Source organism: Thiocapsa marina 5811 (assembly GCF_000223985.1).
Lineage (GTDB): Bacteria > Pseudomonadota > Gammaproteobacteria > Chromatiales > Chromatiaceae > Thiocapsa > Thiocapsa marina.
The window spans coordinates 483,377-502,161 of sequence record NZ_AFWV01000001.1 but is presented as its reverse complement, the minus strand read 5'-3'; the positions used below and the strand labels follow the sequence as shown (position 1 = coordinate 502,161).

Annotated in this window: 22 protein-coding genes and 2 pseudogenes; 21 read left to right on the top strand and 3 right to left on the bottom strand. The window is 61.4% G+C overall.

What is annotated here, in order from left to right:
* Positions 1-7 precede the first annotated feature (7 nt).
* From THIMADRAFT_RS02275 to THIMADRAFT_RS02230, 13 genes and pseudogenes are all read left to right on the top strand, one after another.
* On the top strand, positions 8-784 hold the full coding sequence (locus THIMADRAFT_RS02275; protein ID WP_007191331.1) for a class I SAM-dependent methyltransferase: 777 nt from the start codon (positions 8-10) through the stop codon (positions 782-784).
* 358 nt (positions 785-1,142) lie between these two features.
* The gene (locus tag THIMADRAFT_RS27335; protein ID WP_199484196.1) at positions 1,143-1,472 is read left to right on the top strand and encodes an LbetaH domain-containing protein; all 330 of its coding nucleotides are present in this window, start codon (positions 1,143-1,145) and stop codon (positions 1,470-1,472) included.
* A complete protein-coding gene (locus tag THIMADRAFT_RS02265; protein WP_007191329.1) occupies positions 1,456-2,091 on the top strand; it encodes a class I SAM-dependent methyltransferase in 636 nt (211 codons plus the stop codon). Before THIMADRAFT_RS27335 ends, THIMADRAFT_RS02265 begins: the two co-directional genes overlap by 17 nt.
* Positions 2,088-2,984 (top strand): glycosyltransferase family 2 protein, encoded by an 897-nt coding sequence (locus THIMADRAFT_RS02260; protein ID WP_007191328.1) that lies wholly within the window; start codon positions 2,088-2,090, stop codon positions 2,982-2,984. Before THIMADRAFT_RS02265 ends, THIMADRAFT_RS02260 begins: the two co-directional genes overlap by 4 nt.
* Before the next feature lie 23 nt (positions 2,985-3,007).
* Positions 3,008-3,964 (top strand): class I SAM-dependent methyltransferase, encoded by a 957-nt coding sequence (locus THIMADRAFT_RS25305; RefSeq protein WP_007191327.1) that lies wholly within the window; start codon positions 3,008-3,010, stop codon positions 3,962-3,964.
* A gap of 469 nt (positions 3,965-4,433) precedes the next feature.
* Complete coding sequence (locus THIMADRAFT_RS02255; RefSeq protein ID WP_199484195.1) at positions 4,434-5,156, top strand: FkbM family methyltransferase; 723 nt, start codon at positions 4,434-4,436, stop codon at positions 5,154-5,156.
* Between the two features lie 105 nt (positions 5,157-5,261).
* Positions 5,262-5,405 (top strand): annotated as a pseudogene (locus THIMADRAFT_RS28480) (NAD-dependent epimerase/dehydratase family protein); the annotation flags it as partial.
* Between the two features lie 101 nt (positions 5,406-5,506).
* Positions 5,507-6,057, top strand: a pseudogene (locus THIMADRAFT_RS28475) (NAD-dependent epimerase/dehydratase family protein); the annotation flags it as partial.
* Between the two features lie 464 nt (positions 6,058-6,521).
* Positions 6,522-6,749, top strand: a complete 228-nt coding sequence (locus THIMADRAFT_RS02245; RefSeq protein WP_007191323.1) for a DUF433 domain-containing protein — start codon at positions 6,522-6,524, stop codon at positions 6,747-6,749.
* Entirely contained in the window at positions 6,749-7,129 is a 381-nt protein-coding gene (locus THIMADRAFT_RS02240; RefSeq protein ID WP_007191322.1) for a DUF5615 family PIN-like protein, read from the top strand. The genes THIMADRAFT_RS02245 and THIMADRAFT_RS02240 overlap by 1 nt, the downstream gene beginning before the upstream one ends.
* Positions 7,130-7,554: 425 nt before the next feature.
* Positions 7,555-8,079: a glycosyltransferase family 2 protein gene (locus THIMADRAFT_RS02235; protein WP_007191321.1), complete on the top strand. Its 525-nt coding sequence runs from the start codon at positions 7,555-7,557 to the stop codon at positions 8,077-8,079.
* A gap of 6 nt (positions 8,080-8,085) precedes the next feature.
* Positions 8,086-8,304: a hypothetical protein gene (locus THIMADRAFT_RS27665; RefSeq protein ID WP_007191320.1), complete on the top strand. Its 219-nt coding sequence runs from the start codon at positions 8,086-8,088 to the stop codon at positions 8,302-8,304.
* A 634-nt stretch (positions 8,305-8,938) separates the two neighbouring features.
* Positions 8,939-9,883, top strand: a complete 945-nt coding sequence (locus THIMADRAFT_RS02230) for an RpnC/YadD family protein (protein WP_007191319.1) — start codon at positions 8,939-8,941, stop codon at positions 9,881-9,883.
* Between the two features lie 597 nt (positions 9,884-10,480).
* Here THIMADRAFT_RS02230 and THIMADRAFT_RS02225 read toward each other — a convergent pair.
* From THIMADRAFT_RS02225 to THIMADRAFT_RS02215, 3 genes are read right to left on the bottom strand one after another with little or no spacing between them, the layout of a single operon-like run.
* A complete protein-coding gene (locus THIMADRAFT_RS02225) occupies positions 10,481-10,921 on the bottom strand; it encodes a type II toxin-antitoxin system VapC family toxin (protein ID WP_007191318.1) in 441 nt (146 codons plus the stop codon).
* The gene (locus tag THIMADRAFT_RS02220) at positions 10,918-11,184 is read right to left on the bottom strand and encodes a type II toxin-antitoxin system Phd/YefM family antitoxin (RefSeq protein ID WP_007191317.1); all 267 of its coding nucleotides are present in this window, start codon (positions 11,182-11,184) and stop codon (positions 10,918-10,920) included. The genes THIMADRAFT_RS02225 and THIMADRAFT_RS02220 overlap by 4 nt, the downstream gene beginning before the upstream one ends.
* A gap of 26 nt (positions 11,185-11,210) precedes the next feature.
* Entirely contained in the window at positions 11,211-11,507 is a 297-nt protein-coding gene (locus THIMADRAFT_RS02215; protein WP_139052654.1) for a hypothetical protein, read from the bottom strand.
* Between THIMADRAFT_RS02215 and THIMADRAFT_RS02210 the strand changes: the two genes are divergently transcribed.
* The 8 genes from THIMADRAFT_RS02210 to THIMADRAFT_RS02175 all read left to right on the top strand — a co-directional run bounded on the left by THIMADRAFT_RS02210 (position 11,491) and on the right by THIMADRAFT_RS02175 (position 18,615).
* Positions 11,491-12,267 carry a glycosyltransferase family 2 protein gene (locus tag THIMADRAFT_RS02210; RefSeq protein ID WP_007191315.1) on the top strand — a complete coding sequence of 259 codons (777 nt, stop codon included), beginning with the start codon at positions 11,491-11,493 and terminating at the stop codon, positions 12,265-12,267. The two genes, THIMADRAFT_RS02215 and THIMADRAFT_RS02210, sit on opposite strands and share 17 nt — an antisense overlap.
* A 657-nt stretch (positions 12,268-12,924) precedes the next feature.
* Positions 12,925-13,149, top strand: a complete 225-nt coding sequence (locus THIMADRAFT_RS02205) for a hypothetical protein (protein ID WP_007191314.1) — start codon at positions 12,925-12,927, stop codon at positions 13,147-13,149.
* On the top strand, positions 13,134-13,526 hold the full coding sequence (locus tag THIMADRAFT_RS02200; protein ID WP_083829179.1) for a class I SAM-dependent methyltransferase: 393 nt from the start codon (positions 13,134-13,136) through the stop codon (positions 13,524-13,526). Before THIMADRAFT_RS02205 ends, THIMADRAFT_RS02200 begins: the two co-directional genes overlap by 16 nt.
* 536 nt (positions 13,527-14,062) lie before the next feature.
* Positions 14,063-16,561, top strand: a complete 2,499-nt coding sequence (locus THIMADRAFT_RS02195; RefSeq protein ID WP_007191312.1) for a bi-domain-containing oxidoreductase — start codon at positions 14,063-14,065, stop codon at positions 16,559-16,561.
* Positions 16,562-16,617: 56 nt separating this feature from the next.
* Positions 16,618-17,040, top strand: coding sequence for a hypothetical protein (locus THIMADRAFT_RS02190; RefSeq protein WP_007191311.1), 423 nt, complete (start codon positions 16,618-16,620; stop codon positions 17,038-17,040).
* A gap of 55 nt (positions 17,041-17,095) precedes the next feature.
* A complete protein-coding gene (locus tag THIMADRAFT_RS25285; protein ID WP_233490125.1) occupies positions 17,096-17,455 on the top strand; it encodes a helix-turn-helix domain-containing protein in 360 nt (119 codons plus the stop codon).
* Positions 17,452-17,883, top strand: a complete 432-nt coding sequence (locus THIMADRAFT_RS24340) for a DUF6941 family protein (RefSeq protein WP_007191309.1) — start codon at positions 17,452-17,454, stop codon at positions 17,881-17,883. The genes THIMADRAFT_RS25285 and THIMADRAFT_RS24340 overlap by 4 nt, the downstream gene beginning before the upstream one ends.
* 288 nt (positions 17,884-18,171) lie before the next feature.
* Entirely contained in the window at positions 18,172-18,615 is a 444-nt protein-coding gene (locus THIMADRAFT_RS02175) for a DUF29 domain-containing protein (protein ID WP_007191307.1), read from the top strand.
* The last annotated feature ends 170 nt before the right edge of the window (positions 18,616-18,785 follow it).

The window sequence follows — 18,785 nt, the reverse complement described above, 5'->3', positions numbered from 1 at the left end:
GCAGGAAATGAATGAAGCCATCGAGACCAATGGCGTGCGTCGGAGCGTGCGGGTCCTTCAGACTTGGTTTCCCGAGGTGGGAGCCGGCGGTTTCACTGCCCTGGATGGGTCGATTGAGTTTTATGGACGTGTACAAGCCCTACTCCGGCCGGAAATGCATGTTCTCGACTTCGGTGCGGGACGGGGCGCAGCTTTGCTGGATGATCCGGTGGCATTTCGCCGCGATCTGCGTCGGTTCAAGGGTCGAGTGGCGCGGGTAGTGGCTTGCGATGTGGACGAGGCGGTGCTGAGCAATCCAGGCGCAGATGAGAGGCTGGTCATCCCGCTCGATGCAGGACTGCCATTCGCAGACAACGCCTTCGATCTGATCGTATCGGACTTTGTCTTCGAGCACGTCACGAACCCGGCCTTGGTGAGCGCAGAGCTGCGGCGTATCCTCAAACCCGGCGGTTGGCTATGCGCGCGCACGCCTAATAAGTATTGTCCGGTGTCGCTCGTCACTCGTCTAATCCACAACTCGGGGCATACCAAAATTCTGCGCTGGGCGCAGCCGAATCGGCGCGAGATCGATGTATTCCCGACGGCCTTTAAACTGAACAGTAAGCGCGATCTCGACGCTTGGTTTCCGGTGGAGACTTTCACGCATTTCACCTATCGATACGAGCCTGAGCCGGGGTATTTTTTTAATAATCGACACGTTCTAGCTCTGATGCTGGTCGTAGCCTGGTTGTTGCCGCCGGTCATGAAGACCAATCTGTTTATCTTCTTGCGCAAACGATCATGAGTCGCCTTGAGGTTTTCCGCTTGGATTGGCCGGTTTTGATTGGTCGCGCGAACGGTCGCCGTGCCGCCCGGGCCCCTTGCATTTCTGAGTGAATAGCATGGATCTCGGTCAACTGGACATCGACACCTGCCGTCGTGAACGCCCTTATCGCATCCGCGAGTATATAGGCCGAGTCTTGTGGTCGCTTACATTGCCCCTGTTTCGGTTTAGTCCGCGCCCGTTTTTCGGCTGGCGTCGCGCCCTTCTTCGGCTCCTTGGCGCCAAGGTCGGGCGTTCGGCTCATGTCTATCCCAGCGCGCGCATCTATCTTCCCTGGAATCTGACACTGGGTGATCAGTCGAGCATCGGGGAGTGGGCATTGATCTACAATCTCGGTCCGGTGACGATCGGTGATCGCGCGGCGATTTCGCATCGCGCGCATTTGTGCGCGGGCACGCACGACTATCGGGATCCGACCTTGCCATTGTTGCGCTTGCCCATCGAGATCGGGTCACAAGCCTGGGTTTGCGCGGATGCCTTCATCGGACCCGGTTGCCGAGTCGGAGAAGGTGCTGTAGTTGGTGCGGCGGCGGTGGTGGTGTCCGATGTGGCGCCATGGCAGATCGTTGCCGGCAATCCCGCGCGTGTGATCAGGACACGCGTTCTTCGTTCGCCACTGGAACCTCCCCTGAATGATGAATGGCACTGATATTTCCGGGTATCGCTATAGTCAAGCCAGCCTTAGTCATGCACATGGTGTGCTTTTGGACCCGGTCTACCGGATTTTGGGTGTTTTATACCCAACCTGCGGCGATCGTCGGTTATTTGAGTTGGGATGCGGTAATGGCAGCGTCGCCAACGCGCTGACCCAACGCGGATGGGACGTAACGGGTGTCGACCCTTCCCTGACGGGTATCGCTCAAGCGCGGGCCGCCTTCCCTGGTCTTAAACTTCGCAACGGTTCAGCCTACGACGATCTCGTAGGGCAGTACGGTCAATTTCCGGTCGTGCTGAGCTTGGAGGTCATCGAGCATGTCTATGCCCCGCGCCACTATGCACGGACGGTCATTGACCTGCTTTCTGATGGGGGTGTAGCGATCATCTCAACGCCCTATCACGGCTATTGGAAGAACCTAGCCTTGGCGCTCAGTGGGCATATGGATAGGCACTTCACGGCACTGTGGGATCACGGGCACATCAAGTTCTGGTCGATGCAGACGTTGGGCGAGTTGTTGCGCGAGGCCGGCTTTGTGGACATCCGTTTCGAGCGGGTGGGGCGGATCCCTGTGCTGGCCAAGTCCATGATCGCCGTTGCTCGGAAGCCATGACCCTCGTTGCCGTAATCCTCACCTTTAACGAGGAGCGTCACCTCGCGCGCTGTGTTGAAAGCCTGAAGGGTCTTGCATCCGAGGTGGTCGTTGCCGACTGCTACTCTACCGATACGACTCTAGAGATTGCGCGCAACCGTGGCGCGCGGGTGATTCAGCACGCCTGGGTCAACTATGCGACCCAGTTCAACTGGGCGTTGACTCAACTCGACGCGGATACCGATTGGGTTCTGCGGATCGATGCAGACGAGGTGTTAACGCCCGAGTTGGTTGAGGAGATCATGTTGTGTCTTCCGTCGATTGCTCCAGAGATCGACGGCGTCTACTGCAGTCGACGCATGACCTTCCAAGGTCGGGTGATTCGGCACGGCGGGGTTTTTCCAATCCGGGTGCTGCGCCTTTTTCGCTACGGCCGCGGTCAGTGCGAGAACCGCTGGATGGACGAGCACATCAAGGTGTCTGGTCCGACAATCGATCTGCAAGGCGAGATCATCGACGACAATCTGCATTCGCTCACTTGGTGGACCGGCAAACACAATCGTTATGCGAGCCGCGAGGCCGTCGACCTTTTGAATTTGGAGTATCACTTCATGCCGCATGACTCAGTCGCGAGCCTGCGCGGCGGCAATCAGGCCGGAGTAAAGCGGTGGCTGAAGGAGGTCGTCTATTCGCGCTTGCCGGGTGGATTCCGTGCCTTTGCCTATTTCTTCTACCGTTATGTGGTCCGGCTGGGGTTTCTCGACGGCCAGGCCGGGATGGCGTTTCACTTCCTGCAGGGGTTTTGGTATCGGTATCTTGTGGACGCCAAGGTTGCGGAGGTAAAGCGCTATATGTCTGAATCGAAGAAAGATGTTGTTGGCGCCATTCAGGACGTTCTGGATATTCAGATTTAATCGTAGCTGTGGGAGATGCGTCTGTGGGCACAACGACCGTGCAGAAGGTCATGATAGAAGACCTACAACTCGAAGATCGCGGCGGATGTCCGCTGTGCGGTGCAGGGGAGCATAAGACCCATCTGGCGTTTTCAGTGATTCCAGTAGTACGCTGTTGTTCGTGCGGCTTCCTGTATTCTGAGCGACTGATGGCGGATGGTGCTCTGTCGGAATATTATCGTGGAGGTTTTGGTAGTGAACGACACCGCCAGGGTCAGTCCATTAATGCGAAGCTCAATGCTAGGGTGATCGAGCGACTCTTGCCTATCGCCGTGATACACTCTTTCCTTGATGTCGGTGCGGGCTATGGCTATTTGCTACAGCATTTGTTCTCGGAACACAACATTCGGGGGGTCGGCGTCGAACTCTCCGAGCAAGAAGCGCGCTACGGTCAGACAGAATTGGGTTTGGATATCCGAAATGGCCCCTTGTCTGCATCTGGCGTGTCACCAGCATCGTTTGATCTTGTCGCGTGTTTTGAAGTCATTGAGCATATCGCCAATCCGTCGTCGTTTGTCGAGGAACTGCTAAGCTATGTTAAACCTGGTGGTTACCTGCTTGTAATGACTGATAATTTCGAGAGCGAAGTGGCTAGGAAGCTTGACGCGGGATTTCCGAAGTGGATACCTCACTCCCATATCTCGCATTTCGGCCCGAAGACCCTCGAACGTCTATTCGCTGACAATGGTGTTAGCATTGTAGGTCGGCTTTCCTATACGCCGTGGGAGCTCTGGGCGCGTCATTATTATTTTAAGTTGCGAGGTAGAAAACCTACACCCGACACTTCATTCGATCTTTCTCAGGTGCTAGAGTCGGAGATGAATGGGCGGTTTCGGCTATTTCATCTGAGGCGCTTGATCAATAGGGCTTGGGTTCGGCTAACCGCCCGGCGTGACCTTGACGGCGCCTTAATGTATCTACTTGGTCGTCGTGTGTCCTGATTACTCGGGATTGATGAGGTGTGAGCGAGTTTTGTTGACTTGTATTGGTCGCGTGGATGCCGCGCCTGTGCCTATTTTTTCTACCGTGACGTGATTCGGCTGGGGGGTTTTCACCGATCAGGTCGTGACGGTGTTTCATTGGCTGCAAGGATAGTGATACCAGAAACCTTGCAGCCAATGAAGTTTCTGGTATCACTTTCTGGTGGACGCCGAGGACTGGGAGTTGACGAGTTATTTGGTAGGGTCGCGGTGGCGATGCGGTTGCGTCGATTGAGCGGGTCCATAGAATTCAGGTGGTACGATGAGTCTCCTTAGCTCGCTTTCTTTTATCGTCCGTCATCCGCTCAACCGCGGTCACCCTGGCGCCACTCTGATTCGGTGGCTGCGATGGCAATTGGGCAGCCGCATTCTCCCCGGCCCTGTAGTACTGCCGTTTGTAAACGATGTGCGTCTGATCGCTTCGCCCGGAATGACGGGGGCGACCGGCAACATCTATTGCGGCCTGCATGAGCTCGAGGACATGGCGCTGGTTCTCCATGCCTTACGGCCAGGTGATCTGTTCGTCGACATCGGGGCGAACGTGGGTTCTTACTCGATGCTGGGCGGAGCGACGGGCGCGCACTGCCTCTCGATCGAGCCGATTCCGAGTACCTTCTCGTGGCTGACGCAGAACATCGCGATCAACGCCTTCGGTGATCGGGTGCGGGCGCTCAACCTGGGGCTTGGCCGCGAAGACGGTCGGCTTCGCTTTACCGGCGGACTGGACACGGTGAATCACGTGCTCGCGGAGGGCGAGGCGGCCGAGAACCTGATGGAGGTTCCGGTGCGGACCCTGGACAGTGTGCTCGACGGGCAGTCGCCGGTCCTGATCAAGATGGATGTCGAAGGGTTCGAGACCGAGGTGCTTGCGGGCGCGGAGCGGACTTTGGCGGATCCAGGTCTGTTGGCCATCATCATGGAGCTCAACGGCAGTGGCTCGCGCTATGGGTTCGACGAAGACGCGCTGCATCGGGATGTGTTGGCGCGTGGGTTCGCAACCTATCGCTATCGGCCGTTCGAGCGGGTGCTGGAGCCGTTGAACGGGGCGCGCTCGGGTGGCGGTAACACCTTGTATGTGCGGGATGCGGCGCGGTTGGCGGAGCGGGTTCGGTGTGCGCCGCGGTTTCGATTGGGGACGGGCGGCGAGATTTAGATTTCCGTTTCTCGGACGATATTCCGTCAGTGGTTTGAGTGGTTTTCGACCGCCTGCCTCGGCGATGCCGTTAGCATGAGATAATGATTCGGCGATAAACACGCACTGCGCAAGCGCATTCTGGTCACCGGCGGCGCCGGCTTCCTCGGCAGTCGCCTCTGCGAGCGTCTGCTCGCCGAAGGCCATGACGTTATTTGTCTGGACAACTTCTTCACCGAAGCTAAGGGCAACATCGCCTATCTGCTCGAAAGTTCTTAGGCGATTTCAGTGAATAGTCATCCCGCCTCCGCATACCCGGAAGATCTGTGGGGACTGTAGGGGCGAATAAATTCGCCCCTACACGCCGGTCGATCCTTTCCCGGAAATCGCCTTACTTTGAGCTGATGCGCCACGACGTGACCTTTCCGCTCTATGTCGAGGTCGACGAGATCGACAACCTGGCCTGCCCGGCATCGCCGATCCATTATCAGTTCGACCCGGTGCAGACCACCAAGACCAGCGTGCACGGCGCCATCAACATGCTTGGCCTGGCCAAGCGGGTGAAGGCCAAGATCTTTCAAGCCTCCACCAGCGAGGTCTACGGCGACCCGGCCATCCACCCGCAGCCGGAGCACTACAACCTGGCCTGTCCGGCATTCCCGAATCACTCTTCGACTACCGCCGCCAGCACGGCATGATTTCCGGGAAGGGATCTGCCGGGATTTAGGGGCGAATGAATTCGCCCCTACATGCCTACCGCCGCCAGCACGGGATGCGCATCAAGGTCGCCCGCATCTTCAACACCTACGGGCCGCGGATGCACCCCAACGACGGGCGCGTGGTCTCGAACTTCATCGTCCAGGCGCTGCGCAACGAGCCGATTACGATCTACGGCGAGGGGACGCAGACGCGCTCCTTCTGCTTGTGGTCCCGGTCGGCTATCTCTTAGCCCGGCCTTCAGGGCGAGGATCATCATCCTGAGGAGGATTCTTCGGTCAAAGCCCAGAGCCGTTTCGCGGCGTTGATCGATCGGGCGCGGCGGGAGCCGATCGCGCTGGCGCGCCGCGGACGGCCGGTCGTCCATGCAAACCGGCTCCCATGCTCCGAGATCGTGCAAGTATTCCCCGACGGTGTCGACCGAAGCGCCGATCGCGTCGGTCGGGTTAGGTGCGCCGGCACCGTCGCCGTTGAGAAAGAACAGGTTGGCGCGCACCGTCACCCGACATGCGGCGCCGGGATGTCGGGTTACGCTGCGCTAACCCGACCTACGGCGAATACTTGCACAGTCTCTCCGCGTGGGAGCCTTATACTGCGGTTTCGAGCCCATGGCCTGTTTCGGAACGCGGGGCTTGCTGCCTGAGCGACGCGTCATCCCGAGGTCCCGTCATGCCAGATCTAAGCCGCATTACCCTCGACCCAAACATTTGTCACGGTAAACCCTGCGTCCGGCACATGCGCTGGCCAGTGGAAGTCATCCTCGACCTCGTGGCGGCCGGTATGGGACTGGATGAAATCCTTGCCGACCACCCGGAACTGGAGCGTGAAGACATCCTGGCTTGTCTGCACTACGCCAGGCTTTTGGTTTCCGGCGAGCCGCTGCGCCGGGTCGCCTGATGAAGGTCCTGTGCGACGTGCATATGCCCTATCGGTTGGTGAACCAACGTCGTGAGCGAGGCGTAGACGCGACCCATGTGAACAGGATCCTGGACGGTTCCGAGACCAAAGACTCCGAGGTTGCCGCGTTCGCCGATGCAAACGCAATGGTCTTGATCAGCAAGGACAGGGATTTTCGCGATAGCCATTTTCTGAGCGGGACACCCGCCCGGCTGTTGCGCGTGACTTTGGGCAACCTGTCGAATACCGCTCTACTCGCCTTGTTCGAGGAGCATTGGGATGCCTTGGCCTGCGCCCTCGCCGAAAGCCCCCGCTACGTCGAGTTGGACAGTGGGGGTGTCATCGTTTTCGAGACAACAGCGCATCGCACCTCTTGGTAGCGAGGTGGTGGACGGAGCGTGGGAGCGAGTTATGAGGCTCGTTCCTACCGGGGGAGGATCTGAACCATGAAGGCGCTGCTAAGCACGGGCCCCCTGGCCGACGTTTAGGGGGGTGTAGCGGTTGTAGAGGCGACTTTAGTCGCCCCCTCGCTCCCGCAGCTTGGTTTCCTGGCGACTGAAGTCGCCCTTACATCTGGGCGACTGAAGTCGCCCCTACATCTGAGCGACTGAAGTCGCCTCTACCTTTGGGCGGTTTTGAGAACGCGATGTGGATGGGTGGGGGCGCATTGGCATTCTCTCCGCGTGGGAGTGAGTTCGTCTGACCCGGTTGCCGGCGCTCTCGCCGCCGGCGCGGGACGTAAGGTTACGGAACCGGGCTTAGGCTCGGTTTCTTTGTTTTTGGCTTCGGTGTTTGGTCTGTGCTTATGAAGATCTCGGTCATCACGGCCACCTGGAACTGCGTCGAGACGGTCGGCGATTGCTTGGCCTCGGTGGCCGGGCAGTCCTATTCGGACCTCGAGCACATCCTGATCGACGGCGGGAGCCGGGACGGGACGCTGCAGGTGCTGAAGGCCCATCGCGACCGGCTCGCGGTGCTGGTGAGCGAGCCGGACGGGGGGATTTACGATGCGCTGAACAAGGGCCTCGCGCGGGCGACCGGGGAGGTCGTGGGTCTGCTGCATGCGGACGATGTCTATGCCGATGCGGAGGTGCTCGCGCGGGTGGCCGCGGCCTTTGCGGATCCGGCGGTGGAGGCGGTCTACGGTGATCTGGTGTACGTGGCGCGCGAGGATACGGGGCGGGTGATCCGCTATTGGCGCTCCGGGACGTTTCGGCCGGCGCGGCTGCGTCGGGGCTGGATGCCGCCGCATCCGACGCTGTATCTGCGCCGCACGCTCTACGGGCGCTTCGGTGTCTTCGATACCCGCTATCGCATCGCGGCGGACTAGGATCTGATGCTGCGGATGCTCACGCGGATGTCGGGGCGGGTGGTCTACCTGCCGGAGGTGCTGGTGCGCATGCGCGTGGGCGGGGTGAGCAACCGCTCGGTGGGGAAGATCCTGCAGAAGTCCCGGGAGGATTATCGGGCGCTGCGGTCGAACCGGGTCGGCGGGCTGGGGGCGCTGGCGTGGAAGAATCTCTCCAAGCTGCCGCAGTTTGTTCGGCGGGGGTGATGTCTGCGGGGTGGTCGACGCCCCCGGAAACAGCACGATCTCCGGGTCCGCCGACTTCAGTCGGCACGGAGCCCGGGCGAGCGGGCCGATCCGGCGCGTCGGGACCGCTCGTGACACGCGCCGACTGAAGTCGGCGTACCCTGCGTGCGGCCGCGCTCGTTACACGCGCCGACTGAAGTCGGCGTACCCGGCGTGCGGCCGGAATCTCGCGCCCGATCGGGAACCTCACGAGGCCTGAACGAAAGGATGTCCAAGGCCGTCTGCTGCGCGGACCATCCGTCCTCAAGCGCCCCGATTCGGCACGTTGAGTGTTCATCAAACCGAGGACGTCCCACGGTCATCGCGATCGACAACGAATCGGCCTCGCCTGCTTCCGAGCGATCTGCTTGGGGCCGGCGCATCCCTGATTCGATGTCGGCGCCGACGCCCCGCCGTGCCGGGCGCGCCAACGGGGAGCGGTTGCTGGACAAGGTTCCGTCGACGTCAATTCCGGGGGAACTTCATGGAGACGGGTAGGGATGTGTAGGGGCGTGTAGGGGCGTGTAGGGGCGACTTCAGTCGCCCCCTCGCTCCCGCGGCTTGGTTTCCGGGCGACTGAAGTCGCCCCTACCCCCGCCCGTCACAGGAGCCCCGCATGACCGACACCGCCGAGCCCACCCCGCGCAGCGACCACGACAGCCCTTGGAAGGAGGCGCTGGAGGGCTATTTCCCGGAGTTCCTCGCGCTGCTCTTTCCACGCATCCATGCCGGCATCGACTGGTCCCTCGGCTACCGATTCCTCGACAAGGAGCTCCAGCAGATCGTTCGCGACGCCGACGTCGGTCGCCGCTACGCCGACAAACTCGTCGGTCTGCACCGACTCGACGGTCAGCCGGCCTGGGTGCTGGTGCACGTGGAGGTGCAGGGCGAGCCCGAGACGGCCTTCGCCGAGCGCATGTTCGTCTACAACCACAAGATCCGCGACGCCCACGGCGTGCCCGTCGCCAGCCTCGCCGTGCTCGCCGATACCGATCCGCGCTTTCGTCCCGAGCACTATCACGACGACCTCTGGGGCTGTGCGGTCGACTTCCGCTTCCCGATGGTCAAGCTCATCGACTGGGACACCCCCGAGCGCTGGCCCGCGCTGGAGGCCAGCGACAACCCCTTCGCCCTGGTCGTCATGGCCCAGATCCGCGCCAAGGCCACCAAGGATGCCGAAACCCGCAAAGCCTGGAAGTTTCGCTTGATTCGCCTGATGTATGATCGCGGCTACGCACGCAAGGACATCCTGGAGCTGTTCCGCGTCATTGATTGGATGATCAGACTGCCCGGAACCCTGGAGGACTCTTTCCTTCAGGAGCTCTACACCTACGAGGAGAGCAAACAGATGCCATACGTCACCAGCGCCGAACGCGCCGGGATCAAGAAAGGGTATCGCCAAGGCGAGGCCGACCTCCTGCTGTGGCAGATCGAGAACAAATTCGGTGCCGACTCCGCCGAGGCCCTGCGCGAACGGATCGAATCGGCCGACAACGACAGTCTGCGCCGCTGGTCCGTGCGCATCCTCACCGCCGACACCGCGGATGCGCTCTTTCGCTGACGCGTTGCACGGCTCCATCCGCGGGCGACACCGGGGCCCCCGGAATCACACCCGTAGATCCGCTGTGCGGACCATCGGGACGTACTGACTCGGACTCGCTCCGCCCACTGTCTGCGTAGGTGTATCGTGTGGACGCTCCGCGTCCGACGCCCGATGGGTGCGTGGGCGTGTTTATCGGGTCCGGGTTTCCCGGCCTGCGAGGTTCGACGCGGAGCGTCGGGGCTACACTCCCACGCGGAGCGTGGGAGCGAGTTACAGCGTGTTCCGAATCGGGGCGCACGACCCCGCGGGCCGACCCGCTGCAGCGCAACGGACGGCGGGCCATCGCGACCGACAGGACATCGCGATGACGCCGGCAACCAATACCAGATCGAAACTCAGAGCGGATGACGGGCGCGATCGCCTATCCTGTGTCTGACGGATGGACCCGCTGACGTAAAACTGACCACCTGCCCAACACGAGACACGCTCAGGCTCCGCGAGCCTTCGACTTGAATCTCGATTAGGGTAGGTTCTTTTCCGGAAATCACCTGAGGCCTTGTCGCTGCGGGGTAGTCGCGATTTGTGCGCAGCTGGATGGCCCCGCTCATGCAGTGCTCAGCCCGAACGGGCTGCAAAGGGCGGCTCCAGGCTCAGTACCCTTGCGGCGTTACTCAGGCGCCGATCGAAGCAGGCGAACTGGACCGGTTCTGGACTAGCGCTGGACAAGATGTGCGCTGCGGCGAGTTGGACGCTGTCATAGCCACGCAAGGCGAAGGTGTCTGCATACTCGCCAGCGCGCTCGACCAGTGTCTGGGTGACCTCGACGATCGCGTCATCGCTCCAATCCGCGTGCAAGCGTTCGCGGACGGTGGCGATGGCATCGGCATCGGCGGGGGACTCGCGCGAGCGCCGGGCCAGTGCGGCCATGGCTTCTGCCCAAGCGATCCGGCAGACCGCGGTCGCTGAGGCGGTTGCCACCGCGGCGAGCATCTCGTCGGTGAACGCCTCGCGAACGTAGAGCTTGACCAGCGCTGAGGTGTCGCAAAACAGGATCAACCGCGATCCTCCGCGACCATTCGGCTGACGGGGGTACCCTGCGCGGTTAGTTCGACCGGCGCCGCCGGACACGGCTTACGGCCGTTCCAGGACAGGGTGCCATTGGCGATCGGCGCACGCAGGCCGTCAGCCGTGTCGCCCGGGATGCCGACGATACGGGCGATCAACCGGTTGTGCGAGGTGACCTCGATTGGCTCCCCGCCCTGGGCGCGGGACAGGATGCGCGAGAGATGGGCTTTTAGTTCGCGGACGGCGACCTGCATCTTGAGTGACCTCCGATGAATTGTGACTACTGTTTTAAGCGCATTCTCATTTTTTTTATGGCCACGCTTCCGGCAACGTCCTCTACGTGCGCGACCTCGACGCTGCGCGCAGCGATGGCAGCCTGGCGCTGCCCTGGGCCCTGCGAGCACTTTGAAAGAAACGGCGACGGCCTGGCGTCGTCAATGATAGAGAAACCATGAAATACGCCCTGCGCAAACGCATCCTGGTCACCGGCGGTGCCGGCTTTCAAGGTGGCGGTGCACTGAGTCGAGACGCAGGAGAGCAACCATACCAAGTGATAAACCATGAAGATTTCCATCATCACGGCCACCTTTGAATGCGCCGCCACGGTCGGCGCCTGCCTGGATGCTGTGGCCGCGCAGACCTATCCCGACCGCGAGCAGATCGTCATCGACGGCGCTAGCCCGGACGGCACCCTGGCGGTGCTGAGGGCGCGCCAGGCCCAGTTGGCGGTCCTGGTCAGCGAGCCGGATCAGGGTATCTATTACGCCCTGAACAAGGGCCTGGCCCAGGCCAGTGGCGAGGTGGTGGGCGTGCTGCATGGCGACGATGTCTATGGCGACCGCGAGGTGTTGGCGCGCATCGCCGCGGCCTTCGCCGACCCGAGGGTCATGGCGGTGTATGGCGACCTGGAGTACGTCAGCCAGAGCGACCCGACGCGGGTGGTGCGCCACTGGCGGGCGGGGCCCTTCGACCCGACGCGCCTGCGCCGCGGGTGGATGCCGCCGCATCCGACCCTGTATCTACGCCGCGCGGTGTATGAGCGGCTGGGGGGCTTCGATACCCGCTATCGCATCGCGGCGGATTACGACCTGATGCTGCGGGTGCTGAGCCGGCTGGAGGGGCGGGTGGTGTATCTGCCCCAGGTGCTGGTGCGCATGCGCCTCGGTGGCAAGAGCAACCGCAACTTGAGGCACATCGCCCGCAAGTCCTGGGAGGATTACCAGATCCTGCGCCGCCAGGGCCGGGGCGACGCGCTGAGCCTGGGGCCGATGGGGGCGGTGGGCGCGCTGGCGTGGAAGAATCTGTCCAAGGTGCCGCAGTTTTTTCAGCGCGGCTGAGGGCGCGGGACGGGACGACATGATGAAGGGAAGAGGCATGCCGGTCGGGAGGCCGGAATCCAGGGCAAGGAGAGCCACGCTGCGGTCACCACCCGCGCTCGAGCCCGTCGAGCAGATCAGTATGCGAAACGCTGGGCTCGTCGCGCCGTTCGGCCACAGCGGCCAAATCGTCGAGGTCTTCCAGTAGGGCCGTAAGTTCGTCCAAAGGCAGAATCACGGCGCTCCGCCGTAACGCTCTGGGACAAGGATTGCTATGCCGACTCGGAGGTGGTGGCACGTTCCGAGACGGCAATTGCGGATCCGGCAGTTTATGGACGTGGATCTGGCATGCGCGTACAGGGATGATAGCGGGCGGGCGGTGCGTGATTGGGGCTTGGGGCTTTGATCCGTCGCGTATAAGGCGGGATTGGATGCCACCTCACCGGATCTTGAGCCGCGGGATACTGTTTAGGCGATTTCCGGGAATGATCATCCCGGCCGTGCGTGTTGCCAATGCTTACCGGGCGACTAAAGTCGCCCCTACATGTTGGTCGATGCTTTCCCGGAAATCACCTTAATCATGGTTTATTGGTGCCGTTAGTGGATACTCGGGACGCGAAGGCGAAGATAAATCTCCAGATCGATGTTTCCGAAGGGGTTAAGAGTTGGAGTAAGGATATGAATGAACTTGTAGCATTTGCGGTCGAGCATTTCGAAGATCGTTTCGGCCTCTCTGGGCTGCGCGGTGAAGTCTCCTTTGCGCTGCCTGGTGAAGCCTTGGTGACCCTTTTCGTGCCTGGTGAGCCGACAGCCGCCATGCAAGAGGCAGCCCGCGAGATGGAAAGGGAGTACGACGAGTTAGGAAGAACCGTGCGGATGGTTTTGAAATCGGCGGGTTCCTAGTCGATGGACGTGCACGGCGCATCTGGGGGATCGATCCGGATCCACGGGTGGTCGAGAATCCCTACCTGGATGAGGGGCGGGTCGGGGTCGGCGAGTCCATTCCCTATCCGGACGGCAGCTTTGATCTGGTGTTTGCGGACAACGTGCTTGAGCATCTTCCGGATCCGGCGCGGGTCTTTGCGGAGGTCGCGCGGGTGTTGCGGCCGGGCGGGGTGTTGCTCGGGAAGACTCCGAACAAATGGCGCTATGTTCCGCTGATCGCTCAGCTGACGCCGCATGCGTTTCACCGCTGGGTGGTGCGTTGGCGGGGCAGGGCGTCGGATGATGTCTTTCCGACAGGGTATCGGGCTAATTCACGGGCGGATATCGCGCGGTAGGCGGCGGGTGCGGGTCTGGATGTGGTGCGCGTCGATCTGATCGAGGGGCGGCCGGAGTATCTGCGGTTCTCGGCTCCGACGTATTTGGTCGGGTGGGTGTATGAGCGGTTGGTGAATTTGGTGCCGGGGTTGGATCGGTTTCGGGTGTTGTTGGTGGCGGAGTTGCGGAAGGCGGGGTGAGGGGCGGGGATCTGAGTCAGGCGGATGTTGGTGGGATCTGGCGAGGTGAGCATGAACTCGCGCCGATGCTTCGCCGGGGAGGGTCGCCCGACGCTCTGCTTCGCGGATCGGTTGCGGCGGCGCGTGGCGGCCTGATGGCAGTGACGCGGTGAGGTTCCCGGCTGCATAGCCAAGTGGAGCGTGGTCGCGAGTACCGCTCCGCGTCGCATGGCAGTGGGTTGGGCTTCAGCCAATTTCGGCGCGGCTTTGCTCGTGAGCCGCCGAGCGCAGTTCTTCACGGGGTCCGTGTTCTACACGGCCGACAGGATCCTCGCGGCCACATCCGTTAGCATTTTTCGCATTGAATCGGGATCGCAGTGAAACAAATCCTCCAGAATCTTCAAGACGGCAGCACCGAGCTTGCCGAGGTGCCTTGCCCGCGCGTCGGACGCGGGGCTGTGTTGATCCGGACCACATGCTCGCTGATCTCCGCGGGGACGGAGCGCATGGTAGTGGACTTCGGCAAGGCCAATCCGTTGGAGAAGGCGCGCCAGCAGCCGGATAAGGTGCGGCAGGTGCTGGAGAAGGTGAAGACCGACGGTTTGGTGCCAACGGTGGAGGCAGTGCGCAATAAGCTAGGGCAGCCGCTCGCGTTGGGATATTGCAATGTCGGGGTGGTGGAGAGCATAGGCACTGGGGCAGGGAGGAGAGGCACTGAGAAGATAGGCACTGAGGCACTGAGGCAGGGAGGGGGAAAAGGCACTGAGGCACTGAGGCAGGAAGGCACTGAGCAGAGGGGCTCGGACGGGCACTTAGTGCCTCAGTGCCTTAGTGCCTCAGTGCCTTTTCGTGTTGGCGATCGTGTCGCATCCAACGGCAAACACGCCGAGATGGTGAGCGTGCCTGTGAACCTCTGCGCGCGGATCCCGGACGCGGTCTCGGATGAGGCGGCGGCCTTTACCGTGATCGGAGCCATAGCCTTGCAGGGGATTCGGCTGGCGGCGCCGACGCTGGGCGAGGCTGTGGTGGTGACTGGGCTTGGGTTAATCGGATTGATGACGGTCCAACTGCTGCGAGCGCACGGCTGCCGGGTGTTGGGCATCGACATGGATCCGACGAAGCTGGCGTTGGCGCGGCAGTTCGGTGCCGAGACGGTGGATCTGTCGGCCGGTCAGGATCCGGTGGCAGTCGCCGAGGGCTTCTCGCGCGGACGCGGGGTAGATGCCGTGATCATCACGGCCGCGACCCGCAGCAACGGGCCGGTGCATCAGGCGGCGCTCATGTCCCGCAAGCGCGGGCGGATCGTGCTGGTGGGCGTGGTCGGGCTAGAGCTGTCGCGGGCTGATTTCTACGAGAAGGAGCTGAGCTTTCAGGTCTCCTGCTCCTACGGGCCGGGGCGTTATGACCCGCTCTACGAGGAGCAGGGGCAAGATTATCCGATGGGCTTCGTGCGCTGGACCGAGCAGCGCAACTTCGAGGCGGTGCTGGACATGCTGGCCGACGGGCGGCTTGATGTCGGGCCGTTGGTGTCGCATCGGTTCGCGTTGGGCGATGCCGAGCGGGCCTATGCGGTGGTCGGCGGCGCCGAGCCTTCGTTGGGGATTGTGCTGGAGTATCCCGGTGGGGATGAGGGGCGGTTGCTGGCTAGGACGGTTCCTTTGCAAGGCACTGAGGCACTTAGGCACTTAGGCACTGAGAAGAGGGGGGCGTTCGAGCACTTAGTCCCTCAGTCCCTCAGTGCCTCAGTGCCTTCTTCCGGTGCCTCAGTGCCTTCTCTAAGCTTCATCGGCTCCGGGAACTACGCATCCGGCGTGCTGATCCCCGCCTTCAAGGCCGCGGGCGCACGCTTGGTCGCAGTCGCCTCCAGCGGCGGGGTGAGCGGGGTCCATGCCGGGAAGAAGTTCGGCTTCGCGCGCACGACGACGGATACGGAGGCGCTGTTTACGGATCCGGATTCGGATGCCCTGGTGGTCACGACTCGGCACGACAGCCATGCACGGATGGTTTTGCAGGGCTTGGCGGCGGGGAAGGCGGTGTTTGTCGAGAAGCCGTTGTGTTTGACGTTGGGGGAGTTGGGGGAGATTGAGGTTGCGCTGGGGTTGGTGGCACGGGACGCGGAGCGTCGGGACTACACTCCCACGCGGAGCGTGGGAGCGAGTTCGGCGAGTGAGAGAGGCACTGAGGCACTGAGGCAGGGCGGCAATGAGCAGAGTGGGGGTGAGCCCGCAGTGCCTCAGTGCCTTAGTGCCTCAGTGCCTTCTGCTAATGCCTCAGTGCCTTCCCCCTCAGTGCCTCTTTTGATGGTCGGCTTCAATCGCCGGTTCGCGCCGCAGGTGCAGAAGATGAAGGCGCTGCTGGCGGGTGTGACCGGGCCGAAGGCGTTTGTGATGACGGTGAACGCGGGGGCGATCCCGGCGGATCACTGGACGCAGGATCCGGCGGTCGGCGGCGGGCGCATCATCGGCGAAGCCTGCCACTTTGTCGATCTGCTGCGGTTTCTGGCCGACGCACCGATCGCGCGCGCCGAGGCACTGGCGATGGACTCGGCAACCGGTGATTCGGTCAGCATCAGCCTGAGCTTTTCCGACGGCTCGATCGGCACCGTGCATTACCTCGCCAACGGCAGCAAAGCGTTCCCGAAAGAGCGGCTCGAGGTCTTCGCCGCCGGACGGGTGCTACAACTGGACAACTTCCGTCGCCTCGTCGGCTTCGGCTGGCCCGGCTTCAAGTCCATGAACCTCTGGCGCCAGGACAAGGGACAGCGCGCCTGCGCCGCCGCCTTTGTGGAAGCTCTGCGCAACGGCGGGCCGGCGCCGATTCCGCTGGAGGAGATTTTGGAGGTCAGTCGGGTGGCGATCGAGGTCGCGCAGCCGTAGGCGCCAGCACGCTTGCGAAGGAACATGAAAAACCACATAGCCATACCGAGGACGGTATGAAATACTCTCGGGTCAGCGCCTACAGCATGAGCATCCATGAGGATGCTGAAAAAGATCTCGAGGCGCTGTATGAGGTCGACGAGAAAGGAGCCGCGGGTATCGACGTCTTTCTGGAGGAAGCGGCGTCCTCGCAGACGGTACTTGATCACCTCTTGGAAAATCGATACCGCAGCTATGATGCGGGGTTCGACTTCGAGGTGCGTCGCTGGGAGAGCCTGTGGAAACACTATGGTCTTTGGCGGCTTCGGTTGTTCGGCTTTGCGGGCGACGCGGCGTCTTATCGCGTCATCTACGCTTTTCATGGCAAGCAACGGCGCTATTACATCCTGGGCATCGTGCCGAGGGATTTTGACTATGACCCCAAACACCACTTCACTCAGCGAATCGTCAACTCCTACCAAGCGCTTGGAATCCCCTGAGTTTGTCCGTCGAATCATCAGCGGGGATCCAACGACAGCATCGGACAAGAGCTTCATGCGTTTGGAAGCCTCGTTCGTTCATCCACCTCAGCCTTCAGGTTACCGATCGATCGAGGAGCGGTTGGCCGAGGCTGAAACGAATCCGAAGCGTTCGAGGGCGCTGGCAAACGCACGCGGGCGCTTGGCAAAAACGTTATATCCCGATGGGTCATTGGCGGCACTGCGGATGCGTGAGGGGCTCTCTCAGAAAGAGTTGGCACAACGGATCGGGACGTCGCAGTCGCGATTGTCGCGCATCGAGGCCGGGTTGGACGATCCGCTACTCTCGACTGCACGAAAGCTTGCGGATGCGCTTTCCGTGGACCTCAATACCATTTCCGATGCTGTTGCCGCCAAGCGCGAGAAGCAGTCATGACCGGACGTCAGCTTGAGGTTATTTACTGCGATGACGTTCGCCAGGAAATCGGCAACAAGCAGAGCTTCATCGGCGTTTATCTTGGCGATCTTATTGTTGCCGAAGCGCTTCCGGTGGTACTCCCCAAGCTTTGCTTGGTTTCAACGCTGATCCTGCCGAAAAGTGATGATGTTACTTCGGCGCGAATCAGGATTATGCAGGGTGACCACTGTCTGCTGGAGTCGGATGGATTACTGCCGCCGTCTGAAGAAGTCAGGAGCACCAACCCTGAAGAGGTACCCGAAGAACAACTGCTTCGGATCGCGTTGGTTGTGGTCCTGTCTCCATTTCAGGTGGATGAGGAAACGGTTTTGCGCGTGGTTGCCGAGGTGGACGGCGCTGAGTTGATTGGTCGTCCCTTGCGCATCAGAGGCGCGAGAAGCGATTGATCGAGACGCTGAAGGGCTAAGATGAAACGGTCGCATCTTTGGCGCATCGAGCCCGTGCCATGCTAGAGCGAACCAGCGGAAGGTGAAGTTCGATCGCGACTGCGTTGCCGTGATTCTCGCTTGCTTCACGTGCCCGAGCGATGTCTGATGAGGTGGCGCGGGATTCGCAAAGCGAGGCTTTGCGGACAGCGGTACCAAGCGAAGCTTGGGAACGAGGGGAACGAGGGGAACGAGGGGAACGAGGGGAACGAGGGGAACGAGGGGAGCCGACACGACGAGGATTGCTGAATGACGATGACCAATCTTTACGAGCACGACATTCATGCCTGGACACAACAGACCGCGGAGCTGCTCCGGCAACGTCGATTCCAGGAGTTGGACATCGAGCATTTAGTCGAGGAGCTGGAAACGATGGGGCGTCGTGATCGCCAGGAGTTGATCAGTCGGCTGAAAATTCTGCTGGGGCATCTGCTCAAATGGCAGTACCAGCCAGCGCATCGGTCCAGTTCCTGGCGAGGTTCCATCCTGGAGCAAAGGCTACGCATACGCGACCTGCTTCAGGACTCTCCCAGCCTCAAGCCTCTGTTCGCAGAGGCTGCCGCGTCCGCCTATCGAGATGGCGCGACATTGGCGAGCAAGGAAACTGGATTGTCGCCGGCGCACTTCCCCGAGGCGTTGCCTTACGTGCCGGATCATTTGCTGGAGGACGATTGGTTGCCTGGAGATGCCTGACATGCCCCCTGCATCCCCTCGCTGAATCCGACCTCAATCCCCTGGCGAGTCACATCATTTTTTTTATCGGTCGGTCGAGGATTGCGTTGGGACCTGAGGAGATTTCCGGAGACTCTCGCACCAGGTTGAAGGATTAAACCTGTCGCAGTCGCGGTGAGTCCTTAATGCCT